General features: G+C 63.5%; 16 protein-coding genes. 3 read left to right on the top strand and 13 right to left on the bottom strand.

Annotated features, from left to right (window positions below):
* Positions 1–68: 68 nt before the first annotated feature.
* From iolC to ASD00_RS01450, 3 genes are all read right to left on the bottom strand, one after another.
* Positions 69–2,006, bottom strand: a complete 1,938-nt coding sequence (gene iolC, locus ASD00_RS01460; protein WP_025425643.1) for a 5-dehydro-2-deoxygluconokinase — start codon at positions 2,004–2,006, stop codon at positions 69–71.
* 115 nt (positions 2,007–2,121) lie between these two features.
* Entirely contained in the window at positions 2,122–2,985 is an 864-nt protein-coding gene (locus ASD00_RS01455) for a MurR/RpiR family transcriptional regulator (protein ID WP_025425644.1), read from the bottom strand.
* A 117-nt stretch (positions 2,986–3,102) separates the two neighbouring features.
* The gene (locus ASD00_RS01450) at positions 3,103–4,233 is read right to left on the bottom strand and encodes a Gfo/Idh/MocA family oxidoreductase (protein ID WP_025425645.1); all 1,131 of its coding nucleotides are present in this window, start codon (positions 4,231–4,233) and stop codon (positions 3,103–3,105) included.
* A 279-nt stretch (positions 4,234–4,512) separates the two neighbouring features.
* Here ASD00_RS01450 and ASD00_RS01445 point away from each other — a divergent pair, with 279 nt between their 5' ends.
* Complete coding sequence (locus ASD00_RS01445; RefSeq protein WP_025425646.1) at positions 4,513–5,319, top strand: class II glutamine amidotransferase; 807 nt, start codon at positions 4,513–4,515, stop codon at positions 5,317–5,319.
* A gap of 203 nt (positions 5,320–5,522) precedes the next feature.
* Here ASD00_RS01445 and coaBC read toward each other — a convergent pair whose 3' ends face one another.
* Positions 5,523–6,743: a bifunctional phosphopantothenoylcysteine decarboxylase/phosphopantothenate--cysteine ligase CoaBC gene (coaBC, locus tag ASD00_RS01440; RefSeq protein WP_025425647.1), complete on the bottom strand. Its 1,221-nt coding sequence runs from the start codon at positions 6,741–6,743 to the stop codon at positions 5,523–5,525.
* Positions 6,744–7,485: 742 nt separating this feature from the next.
* On the opposite strand from coaBC, the gene ASD00_RS42220 reads away from it, so the two are divergent.
* On the top strand, positions 7,486–7,608 hold the full coding sequence (locus ASD00_RS42220; protein WP_255569781.1) for a hypothetical protein: 123 nt from the start codon (positions 7,486–7,488) through the stop codon (positions 7,606–7,608).
* A gap of 341 nt (positions 7,609–7,949) precedes the next feature.
* Entirely contained in the window at positions 7,950–9,563 is a 1,614-nt protein-coding gene (locus ASD00_RS01425; protein WP_057204303.1) for an ABC-F family ATP-binding cassette domain-containing protein, read from the top strand.
* 37 nt (positions 9,564–9,600) lie between these two features.
* Here the strand turns inward: ASD00_RS01425 and ASD00_RS01420 are convergent, their stop codons facing one another.
* The 9 genes from ASD00_RS01420 to ubiE all read right to left on the bottom strand — a co-directional run bounded on the left by ASD00_RS01420 (position 9,601) and on the right by ubiE (position 18,133).
* Positions 9,601–10,503: a cation transporter gene (locus tag ASD00_RS01420; protein ID WP_025425651.1), complete on the bottom strand. Its 903-nt coding sequence runs from the start codon at positions 10,501–10,503 to the stop codon at positions 9,601–9,603.
* A 33-nt stretch (positions 10,504–10,536) separates the two neighbouring features.
* Positions 10,537–12,000: an MFS transporter gene (locus ASD00_RS01415; protein ID WP_057204302.1), complete on the bottom strand. Its 1,464-nt coding sequence runs from the start codon at positions 11,998–12,000 to the stop codon at positions 10,537–10,539.
* A 282-nt stretch (positions 12,001–12,282) separates the two neighbouring features.
* A complete protein-coding gene (locus ASD00_RS01410; RefSeq protein WP_025425652.1) occupies positions 12,283–12,753 on the bottom strand; it encodes a nucleoside deaminase in 471 nt (156 codons plus the stop codon).
* A gap of 13 nt (positions 12,754–12,766) precedes the next feature.
* Positions 12,767–13,360 (bottom strand): ankyrin repeat domain-containing protein, encoded by a 594-nt coding sequence (locus ASD00_RS01405; RefSeq protein WP_025425653.1) that lies wholly within the window; start codon positions 13,358–13,360, stop codon positions 12,767–12,769.
* Positions 13,361–13,670: 310 nt separating this feature from the next.
* Positions 13,671–14,450, bottom strand: a complete 780-nt coding sequence (locus tag ASD00_RS01400) for an SDR family oxidoreductase (RefSeq protein ID WP_025425654.1) — start codon at positions 14,448–14,450, stop codon at positions 13,671–13,673.
* A gap of 175 nt (positions 14,451–14,625) precedes the next feature.
* Positions 14,626–14,883 carry a hypothetical protein gene (locus ASD00_RS01395; protein ID WP_025425655.1) on the bottom strand — a complete coding sequence of 86 codons (258 nt, stop codon included), beginning with the start codon at positions 14,881–14,883 and terminating at the stop codon, positions 14,626–14,628.
* A 161-nt stretch (positions 14,884–15,044) separates the two neighbouring features.
* On the bottom strand, positions 15,045–15,554 hold the full coding sequence (locus ASD00_RS01390; protein ID WP_025425656.1) for a GNAT family N-acetyltransferase: 510 nt from the start codon (positions 15,552–15,554) through the stop codon (positions 15,045–15,047).
* A gap of 223 nt (positions 15,555–15,777) precedes the next feature.
* Complete coding sequence (gene ubiB, locus ASD00_RS01385; protein WP_025425657.1) at positions 15,778–17,352, bottom strand: 2-polyprenylphenol 6-hydroxylase; 1,575 nt, start codon at positions 17,350–17,352, stop codon at positions 15,778–15,780.
* A 4-nt stretch (positions 17,353–17,356) separates the two neighbouring features.
* Complete coding sequence (gene ubiE, locus ASD00_RS01380) at positions 17,357–18,133, bottom strand: bifunctional demethylmenaquinone methyltransferase/2-methoxy-6-polyprenyl-1,4-benzoquinol methylase UbiE (protein ID WP_025425658.1); 777 nt, start codon at positions 18,131–18,133, stop codon at positions 17,357–17,359.
* Between the last annotated feature and the right edge of the window lie 186 nt (positions 18,134–18,319).

The raw sequence follows: 18,319 nt of genomic DNA, 5'->3' as shown, positions 1-18,319 counted from the left end.
CGAAATCGTCCCGTTTCGCCGACTGTATAATTTCTCAGATCGGAATCGAGTTAAGGACTCCGCCGATCCTACGCCGCCTTTGTTTCACCCAGTTGCAGCCAGAGATCCACCAGCGCCTTGAATTTTCCGGCCATGTCGGCGATCGCCTGCTCGTCGGTCATGGTGCCGCCGAGCCAGGCCTTGCTGGCATCGGCAAAGATGGTGCGGCCGACGGCAAAACCCTTGACCGTCTTCGATGTGCGGGCCGCGGCAAAGCCGTCCTTCAGCGCCTCGTAGGGGGCTTCGAGGCCGAGCAGCACGACGCCGCGGCAGAGCGGATCGCGCTTTTCGATGACCGCATCGATCGCTGCCCAGGCGCTGCGGCTTGCCTGCGGCTCGAGCTTCCACCAGTCGGGCTTGAGGCCGGCATCGTAAAGCTCGTTGAGCGCGCGCGGAATGGTCTGGTCGTCGAGCTTGCCGTGTTTGCCGGCGATGATCTCGATCAGGATTTCGCGGCCGACCTTGCGAGCCGCCTCGAAGGCCGAGCGCAGCTTGGCCACCTGCGTCGCTTTCATCTCGGCCGGGTCGTCCGGATGGTAGAAGGACAGCACCTTGATGCAGTGGTCGACCGGCCAGTCGATCAGGCGGCTGCCGAGGTCCTGGCTGAATTCGAACTGCAGCGGCCGCGAGCCCGGAAGCTCGATCGGCTTGCCGATCCAGAAGTCGCGGTGGGCGCCGGCAGCATAAAGCGCGTCGCGGCCGTATTTGTCGTCGATCAACATGCCGAAGCCGGAACGGCCGGCCGCCACCTGTGCCGCCGCCTTGACTGCCAGAACCTTGAAGGCCGGGATGCGGGCAAGTAGCTCCGGGTTGCCGGCGGCCACATCTTCCAGCTGGCTGCGATGGTCGATCGCCAGCGCCATCAACAGCGGGATTTCGCGGCGGCGCGTGGTCGCCCAATGCACGTGATTGATCGCCTCGTCCTTGCGCAGCGCCCGTTCCTTGCTGCCCTTCTCCAGGAAGAACTGCAGCTCGGTCCAGGTCGGGATCTCAGGCGCGCAGAGCAGGCGGGAGACGGCAAAGGCGCCGCAGGCGTTGGCCCAGGTCGCGGAGGTCGCATGCGGTTCGTTCTTCAGCCAGCCGCGCAGGAAGCCGGACATGAAGGCGTCTCCGGCGCCGAGCACATTGTAGACTTCGATCGGGAAACCCTTGCCGACGATGCCGTCTTCGAGGTTATCGGAAATCGGACCGTCATAGACGATACAGCCCATCGGGCCGCGCTTCAGGACGATCGTCGCCGTGGACAGCGCCCGGATCGTCTTCAGCGCTTGCAGCAGGTCGCTTTCGCCCGACGCGATCAACACTTCTTCCTCGGTGCCGACGATCAGGTCGCAGTCGGCGAGAACTGTCTTCAGATGGGCCGAGACGCGGTCGGAGGCGATGTAGCGGCTTTCGCCGGCATCATGGCCGGCAAGGCCCCAGAGGTTCGGGCGGTAGTCGATGTCGAAGACGATCTTCGCGCCGTTTTCCTTGGCGATACGCATCGCCTTGCGCTGCGCCGCATCGGTGTTGGGCTTGGAAAAGTGCGTGCCGGAAACCAGGATGGCCCGCGCCGAACGAATGAAGTCTTCAGAAACGTCGTCTTCGCACAGCGCATTGTCGGCGCAGTTGTCGCGGTAGAACAGCAGCGGAAAGGACTTGTCGTTCTCGACGGCGAGGATGGCGAGCGCCGTCAGGCGCTCCGGGTCGGTTACCATGCCGCGGGTCTCGACGCCTTCGCGGGTCAGCTGCTCACGAATGAAACGGCCCATCTGCTCGTCGCCGACGCGGGTCAAAAGCGCCGACTTCAACCCGAGCCGCGCGGTGCCGACGGAGATGTTGCAGGGGCAGCCGCCGACCGATTTGGCAAAGCTCGCAACGTCCTCAAGCCGGGTGCCGATCTGCTGGCCATAGAGGTCGACCGATGCCCGGCCTATGGTGATGAGGTCGAGCGGCTTTGCTCCCTGTGGCGAAACGTTCTGGCTCACTGCTTCCTCCCCGCGGACGCCTTTGCGGCCCCGACCATTCTCGTTCTGTGGGTGATGCAGGTATGAAACATAAATTCCGGCGTTTCGTCAATATAGAATTTTCATTCTATCCGTTCTATTCCGTCCTCGTCTCTTCAAGCAGGCGGCGACGCTTCTCGGCAATGGCGACTGTCAGCGCCATGGCGAAGGCCATGCTGGCGGAAAGCGAGCGGAAGCCGGCGTGATCCGCCTCGACCAGTTCGAACCAGACCTTGGAAGATTCCGCCAGCGGCGAGAACGCCGAGTCGGTCAGCGACACCACCGGCACCTTGCGCTCGGCAAGCAGCCGCGCCTGGGTGGCGCTTTCGGAGGCGTAAGGCGAGAAGCTGACGGCAAACGCGGCATCGTTCTTGCCAGCCATCGCCAGCATGTCGTCATCGATGCCGGCGGCCGTGCCGACCAGCTGGTATTTCACCTTCAGCTTGCCGAAGGCATAGGCCATGTAGCTGGAGATCGGATAGGAGCGGCGCTTGGCGATCAGATAGACCGTCTCGGCCTTGGCGAGGATGTCGACCGCGCGCTCAAAGGCTTCCGGGTCGACCGAGGTTGCGATGTTGTCGAGCGAGCGGTGGGCGGCGGCGACGAAGCCGTTGAAGATCGAGCCGCTCTCGAGCTTGCTGTGTTCGTTCTCGCTCAGTGCCTTCAGCCGGTCTTCGTAGCCAGGCGTGCGCTCGCGCAGGCGGGCGCGGAAAATCTGTTGCAGGCTGGAGAAGCCCTCGAAGCCGAAGTGCTGGGCAAAGCGCACCAGGGTCGACGGCTGGACGTCGGCCGAGGTGGCGATGCTTGCGGCGGTGCCGAAGGCAATCTCGTCGGGATTGTCAAGCGAATAGGCGGCCACCTGCTTCAACCGTTTCGGCAGCTGCGCCTTTCGCTCCAGAATGACCGCCTTCAGCGCTTCGAAATCCTGCGGGACCTCCGTCGTCGTTTCAGGCGTTGCCATTCTTGTCTGTCTCCAGTCTGACCCGTGTTCTCTAGTGACCTCACACTAATCGAATAGCGGCGGCTGGGATAGAACAGGCATTCCATTTTTTGCCGCCTTTTCCATTCCGACTTTTCGTCAGCCGATCTGGACCCATTCGTTGGTCTTTGCCGATTGATAGGTGGCCGAGAGCACCTTCTGCACCTCATAACCCTCGCGGAAATCGGTCGATGGCGGTTTGCCCTTGGCGATCGCCTCAAGGAACTCGTTCACCTCGATGGCCTTCAGATCATTGAAGCCGATCTGGTGGCCGGGTGCCACGCAGAAGGCGCCGTAGGGCGGATGCTCGGGCCCGGCCCAGATGGTGCGGAAGCCGCGGCTGCGAATATCGTCGCCGGTGGAGTAGACGCGGATCTCGTTCAGGCGCTCCTGCGTGAAGACGATGCTGCCCTTGGAGCCGTAGATCTCGAAATCGTGCTGCATCTTGCGGCCGGTGGCGATCCAGTTGGCCTCGAAGCTGCCGGTCGCGCCGTTTTCGAAGCGCACGAAGGCGCGGGTGATGTCGTCGACCTCGACGGCGCGCATCTCGCTGGCGCCGGCAGAGACGGGGCGCTCAGGGATCTGGATGATGGTTTCGGCAAGCACCGATTTGATCGGCCCGACGAGGTGACGCATGGAGGCGATGATGTGGCTGCCGATATCGGCAAGCGCGCCGCCGCCGCTGGCCGGGTTCAGCCGCCAGCCCCACGGCACCGAGGCATCGGCCATGAAGTCTTCGGCATGGACGCCGCGCATGGAGCGGATCTCGCCGATCTCGCCGCTCTCGATGATGTCCTTGGCGAGGAAGATCAGCGGGTTTTTCAGGTAGTTGAAACCGACCTGGGTCGTGACGCCGGCCTTTTCCGCAGCCGCGACCATTTCGGCACAGTCAGTGACCATCGGCGCCAGCGGCTTTTCGCAATAGACATGTTTGCCATGGGCAATGGCCGCCAACGCCATCTCCTTGTGCAGAAGGTTCGGCGTGGTAATGTCGATGATGTCGATGTCGGGGTCGGTCAAAAGTTCGCGCCAGTCCGCCGTCGCCTTGCGAAAGCCGAGACGCCGGCGGGCGTTTTCCGCGCTTTCGGTGGTCACATCGGCAACCGAAACCAGGTCAAGCTCGAAGGGCAGATCGAACACCCGCGCGGCGATGGTAAAGCCGAGCGCATGCGCCTTGCCCATGAAGCCCGTGCCAATCAGGCCCACACCCAGTTTCTTCTTGCTGCTCATGCCATTCCTCCGGGGTCAACGACCGTGTCGTGGCTCGGAATGAAATGAAATGTGCAAGATTTGTCAACATGGAATATTTGTTCGAAAATATATTGGAGGTCTATGGAGGCGCCTTGGTTGATGTTTCTGTCGAGACAGCGCGATCGGGTGGCCGAGAATACGGTCCCGGCAGAGCCTGGATGAATTTGTTAACGCATTTTTACCATGTTTCGTCGGAACATCGCTCATGGTTAACGAATCGCATCCGTATGAACGGTGCGAAACCGGAGTGATTTCAGCATGTGCCGCTGGGCAGCCTATCGCGGGGAGCCGCTCTATCTCGAGGAACTGGTGACCTCTCCGGCGCACTCGCTGATCGAGCAGTCCCATTGCGCCACGCGGGCAAAGACGGCGACCAACGGCGACGGCTTCGGCATTGCCTGGTACGGCGACCATCCGGAACCTGGGCGCTACCGCGACATTCTCCCCGCCTGGTCCGACTGCAATCTGAAGAGCATTGCCCGCCAGATCCGCTCGCCGCTGTTCCTCGCCCATGTGCGGGCGTCGACCGGTGGCGGCACCCGGCGCGACAACTGCCATCCCTTCGTCTTCGGGCGCTGGTCCTTTATGCACAACGGCCAGATCGGCGACTTCGAACATCTGCGCCGGCCGATGGAGAGCATGCTCGACAACGACCTCTATTCGGCCCGCACCGGCACGACGGATTCCGAACTCCTGTTCCTGCTCGCCATGCAGTTTGGTCTCGACCACAATCCGCTCGGCGCGATCGCCGAAGCGCTGGCCTTCATCGAACAGCTTGCCGAACATCTGGAGCGCCAGGTTCTGGTGCGCTTCACCGCCGCCTTCTCTGACGGCAACGATCTTTATGCGGTGCGCTATGCCTCCGACTGGAAGGCGCCGACGCTCTACGCAGCACCCATGGGCCCGAGCGGCGGTTACTGTCTTGTCTCCGAACCGCTCAACGACGACGACGGCGCCTGGGTCGAAATTCCTGACGGCACGGCCGTGATCGTCGGCGAAAACGGCGTCGATGTCAGGCTGTTCTCGACGCAGGGCGCGCCGGTACGCAAGCACCGTTCGGCCTGAGGCTTTCAGCATATCGGTGGGCAGTGAGCGGCCCCTCATTCGGCTGCCGCCACCTTCTCCCCGTTTTCACGGGGAGAAGGGATACGCCGCACTCGCGCGTTCCTTTTGCTGCGGATGCTTCATCCACACAGGGCACGTTCCCTCGCCCCGCCTGCGGGGAGAGGGTTAGGGTGAGGGGCTTTTTGGCCAGGTACGGCGATTGATCAACCCTGTTCTCTTCGCTCCAGCTCAGCCGCAATCAGCGCCGCCAATTTTTCGGCAACCGCTTCCTTGTCCATCTCCGGCCAGTCGTCGTTGCCGTCGGCCGAGATCAGCTTCACCCGGTTGCGATCGCCACCCATGATGCCGGTTGCCGGCGAGACGTCGTTGGCGAGAATGTAATCGGCACCCTTGCGCTCGAGCTTCGAGCGGCCGTTGTCGGCGACGTTCTCCGTCTCGGCGGCAAAGCCGACGACCAGCTTCGGCCGGTTTGCATGGTGGCCGACCGTCTTGAGGATGTCCGGGTTCTCGGCCAATTGAAGCGGTGGCGGCGCTTCGCCCGGCTTCTTCTTGATCTTGTTGCCGGCCGCACTTGCCACCCGCCAGTCGGCAACGGCCGCGACCATCACCGCAACGTCGGCGGGAAGGGCGGCAAGCACTGCATCGCGCATTTCCTCGGCGCGCTCGACATGGATCACGTTGACACCTGTGGGATCGGGGATCGTCACAGGGCCGGACACCAGCGTCACATCCGCGCCGAGCCTGGCGAGCGCCGCGGCAATGGCGTGGCCCTGCTTGCCCGACGAGCGGTTGGCGATGTAGCGCACCGGGTCGATCGGCTCATGCGTCGGGCCGGATGTGACGACCGCCTTGCGTCCGGCAAGTGGCTTCGCGCCGCCTGCAAGCAGGTTTTCGACGGCAGCGACGATCGCCAGCGGCTCGCTCATCCGTCCTTCTCCGGCCTCGCCGCTCTCCGCCATTTCGCCGGCTTCAGGGCCGATGAAATGGATGCCGTCGGCGGCGAGCGTCGCGCGGTTGCGCCGGGTTGCCGGGTGCGCCCACATCTTCGGGTTCATCGCCGGCGCGACCAGCACCGGACGGTCGGTGGCCAGCAGGATGGTCGAGGCGAGATCGTCGGCATGACCGTTCGCCATCTTCGCCATCAGGTCGGCGGTAACAGGGGCGACGACGATCAGATCGCATTCGCGCGCCAGCCGGATATGGCCGACATCCTGTTCGTCCTCGCGCGAAAACAGCTCGAGATAGACATGCGAGGCGGAAAGCGCGCCGACGGCAAGCGGTGTCACGAACTGTTGCGCACCTGATGTCATGACTGGCCGGACGCTGGCGCCGCGCTCGCGCAGCCGGCGGATAAGGTCCAGGCTCTTATAGGCCGCAATGCCGCCGGAGATGATCAGGAGAATGCGTTTGCCCGACAGTGTCATTGCGTCCCAGCCTTGCGGCCGCCTTCTTAACCGGAGTTCTTTCCGGTTCAGCCATGGTGTTCAACAGCATCCCTTTCGACGGCTTCGCCGGCGGAGGGACGCGGTTGCAGCGACCCTACTTGAGCGTTTCATCGGGCGCAACGTGTCTGGCCGAACGCCACAATTGCAGCCGTGGCGGCGCACGCCTGGAGGGGCGTTCGGCGATCCTTGCGCGCCGGCAGCAGATCACCCGATCCAGATGGCGCGCCTGGCCGCGTTCCCTTTCTAGCGGCGAATATCCCTTGGTATCTCACTGCCGAAGGCGCATAGTGCATCCATCATCGACCGATCGAACGGGCGTCGGTGGCTGAGAGATCGTTACGCTTTCGCCCCAACTGAGGAGATCGCGTGATGCACCCCATCGACGGATTTCGTGGGCGACCGATCCTTCCCGAGGAATTCCCGATGGTTGCCGATGTTTTTCGGGATGCCGTCCGGGTGCGATACCCGGCGCTTGATCGCGAAGAGGGCGAGGCAATCCTGGCCCGACTCATGGACTTGCACCACAGCCGTGTCGAAAGTCGGCTGCCCCTGGTCCAATAGCTGTCGACCTTCGGATCTGCCGTCCTCAGCAGCCAAAACGCGTCGCGGATGCCGCTCCAGATTTCCGCGCGGGCCTCCCGCACCTCATAAGATGACACGCAGGCGATCGCGTGGCCCGGCCCCAACGGCCGTCGGGCATTTCGACGCCAGGGAGAATGCCATGCTTCATACCTTTGCAATGCATATTCGCCGCTATGACTACGCGCTTGCCGCAATCAAGATGTCGCTCATCCTGTCCCTGCTGGTGATCGCGCTGATCACGCTGAACGGTCTCGTCTGGTAATCGTCCAAAGGCGGCACCATCTGCTCCAGACCGGGCGACCACGCTCGTGTGCCGCCCACACTGTGTTCCAACACCATCTCCAATCGATCAGTGCCGAACGCGGCCGGATCTGGCTTCAAAGCAAGCAGAATGCCGGTTGCACGGGCGCCAAGGATGTTTCCAGACTGAGCGGCGACCAAGTGCTCACGGTTCGCGGCGAGCGGCTATGGCATCCTTGCCTTGAAGAAAACACGATCGATGTTATCTTTGCATCGATAGAAATTACCACAGGATACACGCATCGATGGATTTCCACCTGACAGCAAAGCCCACTCTTTTTGCCATCAGGGAAATCCGTATCCATGCCTGTTTCGATCTCGCTCTCCCATCTCACCTGGTCAACGCCTGACGGCCGCAGCCTCTTTTCCGACCTGAGCCTGACGTTCGGCCCGGCGCGCTCTGGCCTTGTCGGGCGCAATGGCGTCGGCAAAAGCACGCTGCTGAAGCTGATTGCGGGAACACTCCAGCCGCAGGCCGGCACAGTCTCGGTCGACGGCAGCCTCGGCATCCTGCGCCAGACGGTGCAGGTCGCCGAACAGGAGAGCGTCGCCGACCTCTTCGGCATTGCCGATGCGCTGGCGCTTCTACGCCGAGCGGAGGAAGGCACCGCCAGCATCGACGAGCTGTCGATTGCCGACTGGACGCTGGAGGCGCGACTGGCCGCAGCGCTCGCTCGCCTCGGGCTGGAGGCAGAAGCGCAGACGCCGCTCTCATCGCTATCCGGCGGGCAGCTGACCCGTGCCAAGCTGGCGGCATTGGTCTTTGCCGATCCCGATTTCATCCTGCTCGACGAACCCACCAACAATCTCGACCGCGCCGGGCGCGAGGCAGTGATCGAGCTGATGGCGAACTGGCGTGGCGGCGCCATCGTCGTGAGCCACGATCGCGAGCTTCTCGACACGATGGATGTGATCGTCGAACTCACCTCTCTCGGCGCCACCAGCTACGGCGGCAACTGGAGCCACTATCGCGAGCGCAAGGCGATCGAACTCGCATCGGCCCGGCACGATCTTGCCGACGCGGAACGACGCCTTGCGGAGGTCGACCGCAAGACGCAGGAGCTCGCGGAGCGCAAGGCCCGAAAGGATAGCGCCGGCCGCAGAAAGCGCGCCAAAGGTGACGAGCCGCTTCTGCTGCTCGATGCGAAGAAGGAGCGCAGCGAAAAGACGGCGGGCGACAACGCGCGGCTTTCCGAGCGGCGACGCGATCAGGCGCTCGGCGATCTTGCCGCCGCCCGCGAACGCATCGAGACCCTCCAGCCGTTTTCGGTCCGGCTGCCTTCGACCGGGCTGCCGCCCGGCCGTGCCGTTCTTCAGGTCGATGATGTCAGCGCCGGTTATATCCCGGACCGTCCGGTGCTCGCCAATCTGTCGCTGACGATTGCCGGGCCGGAGCGGGTGGCGATCACCGGCCGCAACGGTTCAGGCAAGACGACGTTTCTGTCGCTGATGTCAGGCAAGCTTGCTCCCTGGTCGGGTCAGGTTCGGGTTCTGACGGACTTTGCCATTCTGGATCAACAGGTGAGCCTGCTCGATCCGCAGGTGTCGATCCGCGACAACTTCCGCCGGCTCCATCCCGGCGCCGGCGAAAACGCCTGTCGGGCGGCGCTCGCGCGGTTCATGTTCCGCGCCGACGCGGCACTGCAGCGCGTCTCCAGCCTGAGTGGCGGGCAGATGCTGCGTGCGGGGCTCGCCTGCGTGCTTGGCGGCGAGAGCCCGCCTGATCTCCTGATTCTCGACGAGCCGACCAACCATCTCGATATCGATTCCATCGAGACGGTGGAGGCGGGACTGCGGGCTTTCGACGGGGCGCTCATCGTCGTCAGCCACGACGAGGCGTTTCTGGAGGCGATCGGCATAACGCGCCGGATCGATCTGACGACCCCGTCGGCAGGTCGTCGCTCGAACGTTCGTTAAAGGCGGATGATTTCGGGCGGCACGCCGGCAGTGGGCGCTACTGCGCCCATTTCACGTCGCCGGTAAAGGCGATCGTCAGCCAGCGATCGCGCCCGGCCTCGCCGATTTCCGCGCCGATCTCGGCGCGGATCGCATCGAGGCTCGCAAGCGTATCCACCCGGGTTTCGGCCGATCCGATCAGGTAGATCTCGATCAGCCGGGCCCTGCCGACCTTGGCGACGTATGTGCGATAATCGGCAAAGCCGTGGCGGCTGGCGGCATTGCGCGCTGCCTCGCGCACTTTCTCGTCCAGTTCCGCCGGGGCGACTAGGAAGATTTCCTTCAGCGCGGCATAGACGGTCTTCAGCGGAAGCGGGATCAGGCAAAGTGTCAGAACCACCAGAATTGCCGGGTCGGCATAGGGCGTCCAGTCTTCATAGGCGGTGCCCTTCAGCATCGCGGCGACCACGAAAGCAACAAGCAGGGCTGCGGTAATCGTGCCCGACATCGCCCAGGCACGCACATCCAACGCCAGGAATTCCGAGCCGATCGTGCGGTTCGCCCGCCGCCCGTAGATGAACATCACGATGCAGATGACGACGACGACGGCGGCATAGGCGATCGCCCAGTCGAAGGCGAGTTCGCGGCCGCCCGACAGCAGCGAGTCGACGGCGTTGATAAGGGCGTAGAAGGAGAGCGTCGTGAGTAGGCCGGCGTTTAACAGCAGGACCATCGGCTCGATATGCCAGAAGCCCATTTGAAAGCGGCTGCTTTCCCGTGGGATCAGCCGCGTCACTCCCAGCGCCAGCAGCGTCATGGCGGCGTCGACGACGGAAAACACCCCGTCGAACACGATCGACACCGATCCGGACAACAGGCCGAACAGCACGCCTGTCGCGCCGACGACGATGGTGGCGGCGATCGATCGCTTGAGGACGGTTTGTTCGGTGGCGGTGGTCATGATCTTGTATTCACTCCTGTTTCGACGCGGTGCTTAGGCTGTGCCAGTGACGAAATGGTGACGGTGATCACGCAGACGAGGCGATGGTAGCGCTTCCGGTTGGCAAGAAAAAGCGGCGGCAGCGCTGCCCTGCGGCGATCTCGTGTCGCACCAGGGAGGCGATCGATGAGCCCAAGCATGATGATTGTGAACACGAATACCACCCCTGCGTGGGGCAATGCTGCCTCCGGCCCTAGGCGAATTGACCGAAGCGCATGAGATCTCGGCCGACGGCGCTGCCATCGAGCGCATCGGTGCGTGCCGCCTGCGGGCGGGGCGGCGGCATGGAATGGCCGATTGCAAACAGGAGCGCGCTTGCCGCTGAAAGCAGCGCGAACAGCAGGAACATGCCGGCGCCGCCGCTTGCGCCGAGTGCAAGGCCGCCGATGAGCGGCCCAAGGAAATTGCCGACGGTGGACAGTGAATGGGCGCCGAAATAGGTGCCGCGATTGCCGGCATCCTGCCGTCGACCAGCACATATTCCGAGGGCACGACGAGCACCTCGCCGATGGTGAAGAGGATCATCGAGGCGACCAGCATTTCGACGCCGGACGAGGCTGCAAAGCCGATTTCACCAAGCAGGAACAGCAGGCAGCCGAGCGACAGCGCCTTGAGCGCGCCGATCCTTTCAATGACGAAGCGGGCGGGCGTGCTGGCGACGAGCACCGTTGCTGCGTTGGTCGAAACCAACAGCGCGAACAGGGTGACGCCATCCTCGAAGCCGGTGTTGAGATATTGCGACAATGTCACCGACCATTGACCATGAACGGCCAAAAGCAGGGTGCCGCCGATGACGAAGAAGATCAGTCGGCGGTCGCGCAAGGCAGCGACAAGCCCGCGCCAGCCGCCCGTGGTGTTGGACCCCGGTCCCGTCTCGACCGCCCGTCTGTTGCTCGCTTCCGGCACGGTGAAGAACAGCACGAGGCCGAAGGCCGCATGCATGATGCCGGCAATGATGAATAGGGTCGAATAGGCAGCGCCGACCCAGACGCCGATCAACGGCCCGACGGCCCAGCCGGCATTGATCGCCAGATAGCGCCAGGAGAATACCCGCAGGCGCAGATGCGCTGGCGCGGCATCGCTCATCAATGCGCGCGAAACCGGTTCATAGACGGCGGCGGCAACCGCAGAGACGATATGCGCCAGCGCGAAGGCGGCGATCGAGTGCGCCAGCCCGAGCCCCGCCAGCGCCAGTCCGGCCATGAAGAGCGCTATGGTCAGCACACCCGTTCGGCCGATGCGATCGGACAGGCTGCCGGCAAACGGGCTGATGATCGCGCCGAGCAGGGGGCCCGCGCCAATCAGGACGCCGATACCTGCCGGGGTAAGGCCAAAATCCCGCTGCAGGCGGATCGCGAGGAAGGTCAGGCTCATGCCCTTGGCGATCGTCACCACGCCGGAGCCGGCGATGAGAAGCAGCGCCACCAGGCGGCCCGTGCGTTCGGAAAAGGCATTCATCGCAGCACCCGCGGGCTGGGCCGCCGACGTTCTCCGAGGAACGCTGGGCGGCAGGGAGGAGAGGGCAATCTCACCTTCGCGATTACACTCGCCGCGTGTGTTCGGCAAGGGCTCTGGTTGTCGAGACACCGTCGGTCGGCGTGAGCAGGCGGGTTGTTCCGGCGCCTCACTGCCTTTGCCGTGCCCGTCCGCCCGTCGGAGGCACCACCGGCCGGCGCTGGCAGTGGCCGCCGCAGGGGGCTGCCCAAGCTGTGGCTGGGCTTGACCGGTGCCGGCCGCTTGTCAGCCCTCTTTTTGACGATGCTGCCATTCCGCATAGAGCGGTGCCAGGTCGTTATCGTCGACCGGCACATGGCGAAAGCGCATCGACTGTTCGCCAAGGGGTTTTGCCAGTTCGGCATAGACTGCCGCCGTCGACAGCCCGTAGGGTTCGGCGTCGGCATTCGAGTGGGCGTAGGCGATCTCGGTGATGCCGGCCATGCGCATGGCCGCAATGCACATCGGGCAGGGTTGGCCGCTGGCATAGATCGCAACGCCTTCAAGACGGGGAGACCCGAGGCGCTTTGCCGCCAGGCGAAGGGCATTCATCTCGGCATGCGATGTCGGATCGCCGGTTTCAAGCATCTCGTTGACGCCGCTGGCGATAACCTCGCCGTTGCGAACGGCAACCGCGCCGAAGGGACGGCCACCTTTTTCGACATTGGCGCGGGCAAGGGCGACAGCCTCGCCGAGAAAGCGTCTTTCCTGCTTCATGTCCCCTCCGATTTCAACGGGCGCCGGCGGCGGTAAGCAGCTTTTCAATCCGGCCATAGCCGCGCTGCCGGGCGTGGCTCAATGGGCTCACGCCCTCGCCATCGGCAAGATTGACGTTCGCGCCCGCGTCGATCAGCAATCGCACGATCTCCGTATGCTTTTCGCCGCCGGTGCCGAGAATGATGGCTTCGATCAGCGCCGTCCAGCCCAGCCGGTTGACGTGATCGACATCGACGCCCGCCTCGATCAGCGTCTTCACCGTTTCGACGTGGCCGCGTTCTGCCGCAGGGATCAGCGCCGTGCCGCCGTAACGGTTGGTGCTTTTGAGGTCGGCGCCGTTGGCAAGCGTCAGCTTCAGGATTTCGAGATGGCCGCGCGCGCCAGCATAGAGGTAGGGACTGTCCTCGATCTTGTCCTTCGCATTGACATCCGCGCCGGCTTCGATGAGCGCGCGGGCAGCGTCGATGCGGTTTTCGTGTGTGGCGACGAGCAGAGCGGTCGCGCCGCTTGCGTCACGCGCGTCGAGCGTTGCTCCGCGCTTGATCAATTCGCGCAGTTCGGCGGCGTTGCCGGCCGAAGCTGCGGCAATCATTTCCTTTTCAAGCATGGCGGCTCCTGCAGCGGCGGGAAGAAGGGCTGAGGCGAAGAGTGCAATCCCGAGCAGCCACCCGGTCGATGGTGAGTTCATGGGGGTCATTCCAGTCGTTTAGCCAGTCGTATGGTCAGCCGGGCAAACGGCGCCCGGCTGCAGGTTTTACTGCATAACCCCTGAAACCAGCATCAATTTGCGGTGAAGTTCACCTGCGAAATTGAAGCTTCTGAACGCCATGTCTGACGCACGATGCAATAATAAATGACCGCCTTGAGCCGGTCGCTTGTATTTTCAAGGGAGGGGCAGGGCGGACAGACGCGGCAACTCAGAGCATCGATCGGCTGAGACCGCCGTCGACGGGAAGTGCCACGCCCGTGACATAGGCCGCGGGCCGGCCCGCGAGAAATGCGGCGGCAGCGCCGAATTCCGCCGGCGTTCCATAGCGGCCGATTGGAATATCCGCCTGGCTGCGCGCGGCAACCGTGGCGATATCGACGCCTTCGTTCTCGGCGTCCATGCGGTCGAAGCCCAAGGTGCGGTCGGTCGCAAGCCGCCCCGGCAACAGCATGTTGACGGTCACGCCGTCGGCGGCGACTTCGCCGGCCAGCGTCTTCAGCCAGCCGGCAACAGCGCTTCGAAGCGCGTTGGAGGCGGTCAGGCCCGGGATCGGCTCGCGGATGCTGGTCGAAGCGACGGCAATGATGCGGCCGAAACCGCGCTCCCTCATGCCGGGCAGAACCCGGCCGGTGATGCGCATGCCGGCGAGCACCATGGTCTCGAACTGCGTCCGCCAGAACTCCGGCTCGATGGTGGACGCAAGCGACGGCGGCGGCCCGCCGCCATTCAGGATGAGAATGTCGATCGCGCCGAAATCGGCGGCGAGCCGATCGAGCAGCGCGTCGAGGCTTTCGGGCTTGGAAAGATCGAGCGCAAAACCGCGGGCGCTCGAACTGAGCTCTGCTGCGACCTTTTCGGCCGTAGTTGCGTCGCGACCGGTCACCGCGACGGCAACGCCTTCAGCCGCGAGTGCTTCGGCGATGCCGCGTCCAAGCCCCTTGCTGCCGCCGAGCACGAGCGCCTTCTTGCCTGTGATGCCGAGATCCATGACGGTCTACCTTCCCATGCGATTTGCGTTGCTGCTTTTGGAGCCCGGCAGCGACGCGGCGTCAATGGGGTAAGCGGATGGGAACCGGCAATTCGGATGAAGGTGATGAGCGCCAGACGTCGAAAAGCCCGGCCGGAAACCGGCCGGGCCTCGTGTCCCTCGCCCCTTGCTATTATTAACGGCAGATGCGGATACGCTCGTAGTAGACATTGCCGTAGTGATCGTAGCGCCTGACTTTCTTGATGAAGCAATAGGGGCGATACTCGTCGTAGTAGCCACCGTAATAGCCGTCGACATAGCCGATCTGGCCGCTCCAGCCATGGCCGTAGGCGCCGTTGCTGAAGCCGATCGTCACACCGCCAGCCTGTGACGGCGCGGCAAAGGAAACGGCTGCGGTGATTGCGACGGCCGCGGCGATGATGATCTTGCGCATGGTGTTCTCTCCTCCAGGGATGAACTCCCGTCATCCATGGGGAGAAGATCGCATGTCGTCTGCTTATTCGCAGTTCCGGATGGAACATGGTTGCAGCCGGCGGCAGAACCGAAAGCCCTGCCACCTCTTCCTCACCACCCGGACGCATGGTCCGGCCGCGATCAGGCGCGAATGCGCGCCATCGCCAGCACGTCGGCCAGCACGCCATTGCGCAGAGCATAGGCCCTGTGCGTGCCTTCGGGTTCGAAGCCGGTCTTGCGATAAAGCGCGATTGCCGCTTCGTTGTCGGTAAAGACGGTCAGCTCGATGCGGCTGATCCCAAGCCAGTTATCGGCAGCATCGATCAGAGATGTAAGAAGTGTCTTACCGATGCCTTCGCCGCGGTGGTTGTCATCGACGCTGATGCCGAGCACGGCGGAGTGATGCCGGCGCCCCTTATTGCGGTGCAGACCGGCCATGCCGACGATGCGGCCGTCGCGCTCGGCCACGATCACAGTGTTGTCCTCCGACAGGCCCTCCATCCACTTGCGCGTCTGCTCCGGTGTCGAATAGGGCAGTCTGAGCGTGCCGGAGCGGATGCCCGGCTGGCTCATAAGTGCGGCGATCGCTTCCCAGTCGACGACGCGCGCCGCTCGAATCCTGAGTGTCGGGGAGGGGGTGGCTTCGGTCATTGTTTCCTCATCAGCTCGCTGGCACCGAGGAAACAGGACCAAACCCTGCTCGCCTCGGCAGGGTTGGTCGGGGGACAGTCCGTTTAACGCACGTGGTCTCCCGCACACCCCTGGATATGCGTGCAAAGCACCATTGCGATCATCGAACGATTGTCCATGTCGGAACGATAACAAGCGGCAGTGGAATTGCAAGCCGGTTCGGCGACCGGATTGCCGGTGGCGCTCAGGTCACCTGCCAGGCGATATAGACGAGCGTGGCGGCAATCAGCCACAGCGCCAGGCGGCCGGAGCGCGTGTGGCGTGCCTCGGCCTTGCCGATGGCATGCGCCGTCTCGGCGTCGAACCGTAGGCCGTTTTCGCTCATGGCCATGATCTCGCTGGAGAATTTTTCCGTGCGGGCGGCGATTTCCGGTGCTGCTTCGGCCAGACGAAGGGCCGCGTGCAGGCCGTCGCGCAGGTCGGTGACGATGCGCTTCGGTCCGAGATTGTCGCGGATCCACTTGCCGACCACAGGCTCGGATGCTTTCCACATGTTGAAACGCGGATTGAGCGTGCGCGCGACGCCCTCGACGACGACCATGGTCTTCTGCAGCATGACCAGTTCCGGCCGTGTCTGCATGTCGAAGAGCTCGGTCACCTCGAACAGAAGCGTCAGCAGCTTTGCCATCGAGATGGTCTCGGCCGGCTGGCCGTGGATCGGCTCGCCAATGGCGCGGATCGCCTGGGCGAAGCTCGCGGCATCATGATGCGACGGCACGTAGCCTGCCTCGAAATGCACGTCGGCGACGCGCTGGTAGTCGCGGGTGATGAAGCCGAACAGGATCTCGGCGAGGAAGCGGCGTTCCTTCTTGCCGAGACGGCCGACGATGCCCATGTCGACGGCGACGATATGGCCGGCATCGTCGACGAACAGGTTGCCCTGATGCATGTCGGCGTGGAAGAAGCCGTCGCGCAATGTGTGGCGGAGAAAGGACTGGATCAGGGTGTCGCCCAGCGCGTCGAGATCGTGGCCCGCCGCCTTCAGCCCGTCGATATCCGACATCTTGACGCCGTCGATCCATTCCATGGTGACGACGTCGCGGCCGGTGCGTTCCCAATCGACCTTCGGTACGCGAAAGCCGGAATCTTCCTTGGTGTTCTCGCCGAGTTCGGAAAGGGCGGCTGCTTCCAACCGAAGATCCATTTCGATCTTGGTCGTCTGCTCTAGCGTCTTGGTGACCTCGACCGGTTTCAGCCGCCGCGTATAGGGCAGGAAACGCTCCTGCATGTGGCTGACGAGATACATCGCCTCGATATCGGAGGCAAAACGCTGGCGGATGCCGGGGCGGATGACCTTGACGGCAACCTTGTCGGGCCGGCCGTCGCGCATGACGATGGCCGGATGAACCTGGGCGATCGAGGCGGCCGCCATCGGCAGGGAAAATTCGGCGTAGAGGTCTTCGACCTTGCGGCCGAGCGATCCCTCGATCGCGGCCTTGGCTTCGCTTTGCGGAAAGGTCGCCATCTGGTCCTGCAGCAGCGACAGGTCAGCGGCAAATTCCGCGCCGACGACGTCGGGGCGGGTTGCCAGGAACTGGCCGATTTTCACATAGGAGGGGCCGAGGCGTGCAACGGCGCGCGACAGCCGGTCGCTGCGCTCCTCGCCTAGCACCTTGCGGCGGGCGAAAAGCCCGGCTGCCTTCTGGGCGAAACGGGCAAAGGGCGGCAGGTGTTCGGTCGGGACCGCCGAGACGACGCCTTCGCGCACGAGAACCCAGCCGATCCGCACGAGGCGGACATATGCTCCAGCTGTGCTCATAAGATCAGATTTTCCAGCCGGAATGCAGCGCTGCGATGCCGCCGGTGTAATTGGTGAAGGAGACGCGCGAGAAGCCCGCCTCCTTGATCATGGCGGCAAAATCGCGCTGGTTCGGGAACTTGCGGATCGATTCCACCAGATACTGATAGGGCGCTTCGTCGCCGGTGATCAGCTTGCCGAATTTCGGGATCGCGTTGAACGACCATGCATCGTAGAAACGGTCGAGAAGCGGCATCTCCACTTCGGAGAATTCGAGCACCAGCAGTCGCCCGCCGCGCTTCAACACACGATAGGCTTCTTTGAGCGCGACATCGATACGCGGGACGTTGCGGATGCCGAAGGCGATCGTATAGGCGTCGAAGGAATTCGCGTCGAACGGCAGTTCCTCAGCATTGGCCTCGACAAAATCGAGATTGGCCGAAAGCTTCTTCTTTTCCGCCCGTTCCGCGCCGACGGCGAGCATCGAGCCGTTGATGTCGAGAACCGTCGAATGCGCCTTGCGGTCGGAGGCTTCGATGATGCGGAAGGCGATGTCGCCGGTGCCGCCGGCGACGTCGAGCGTCCTGTAGCCCTCGCGGCGCGGCGGATTGAGCGCGGCAATCATCGCATCCTTCCAGGCGCGGTGCAGCCCGGCCGACATCACGTCGTTCATGATGTCGTAGCGCTTGGCCACCTTATGGAAGACGTCGTTGACGAGCGGCTGCTTTTCGCCCGTACCGACGTTGCGGAAACCGAAGGAGGTTTCCATTCCGCCATTGGCCGATACCCGCTGATCCGTCATACGAAGAACTCCACCTGAACCAATTTTTCCGGCACCATAGCGAAATCGTCCGACCCGCGCTATCTCGGGGGCAGGGCCATGGCTGCGGCATAGCGCACCCCTATAGGATAAGTAGCCCGCCAAGGAAATGCCAACGGCCGGGCTTATGGTGGTTAAGAATGCCGGGCGTGTGGTGGTTAAGAAAGA

This window comes from Ensifer sp. Root31 (assembly GCF_001424825.1).
In the GTDB taxonomy this organism is placed as follows: domain Bacteria; phylum Pseudomonadota; class Alphaproteobacteria; order Rhizobiales; family Rhizobiaceae; genus Ensifer; species Ensifer canadensis.
This window is presented reverse-complemented; position numbering and strand designations above follow the sequence as displayed.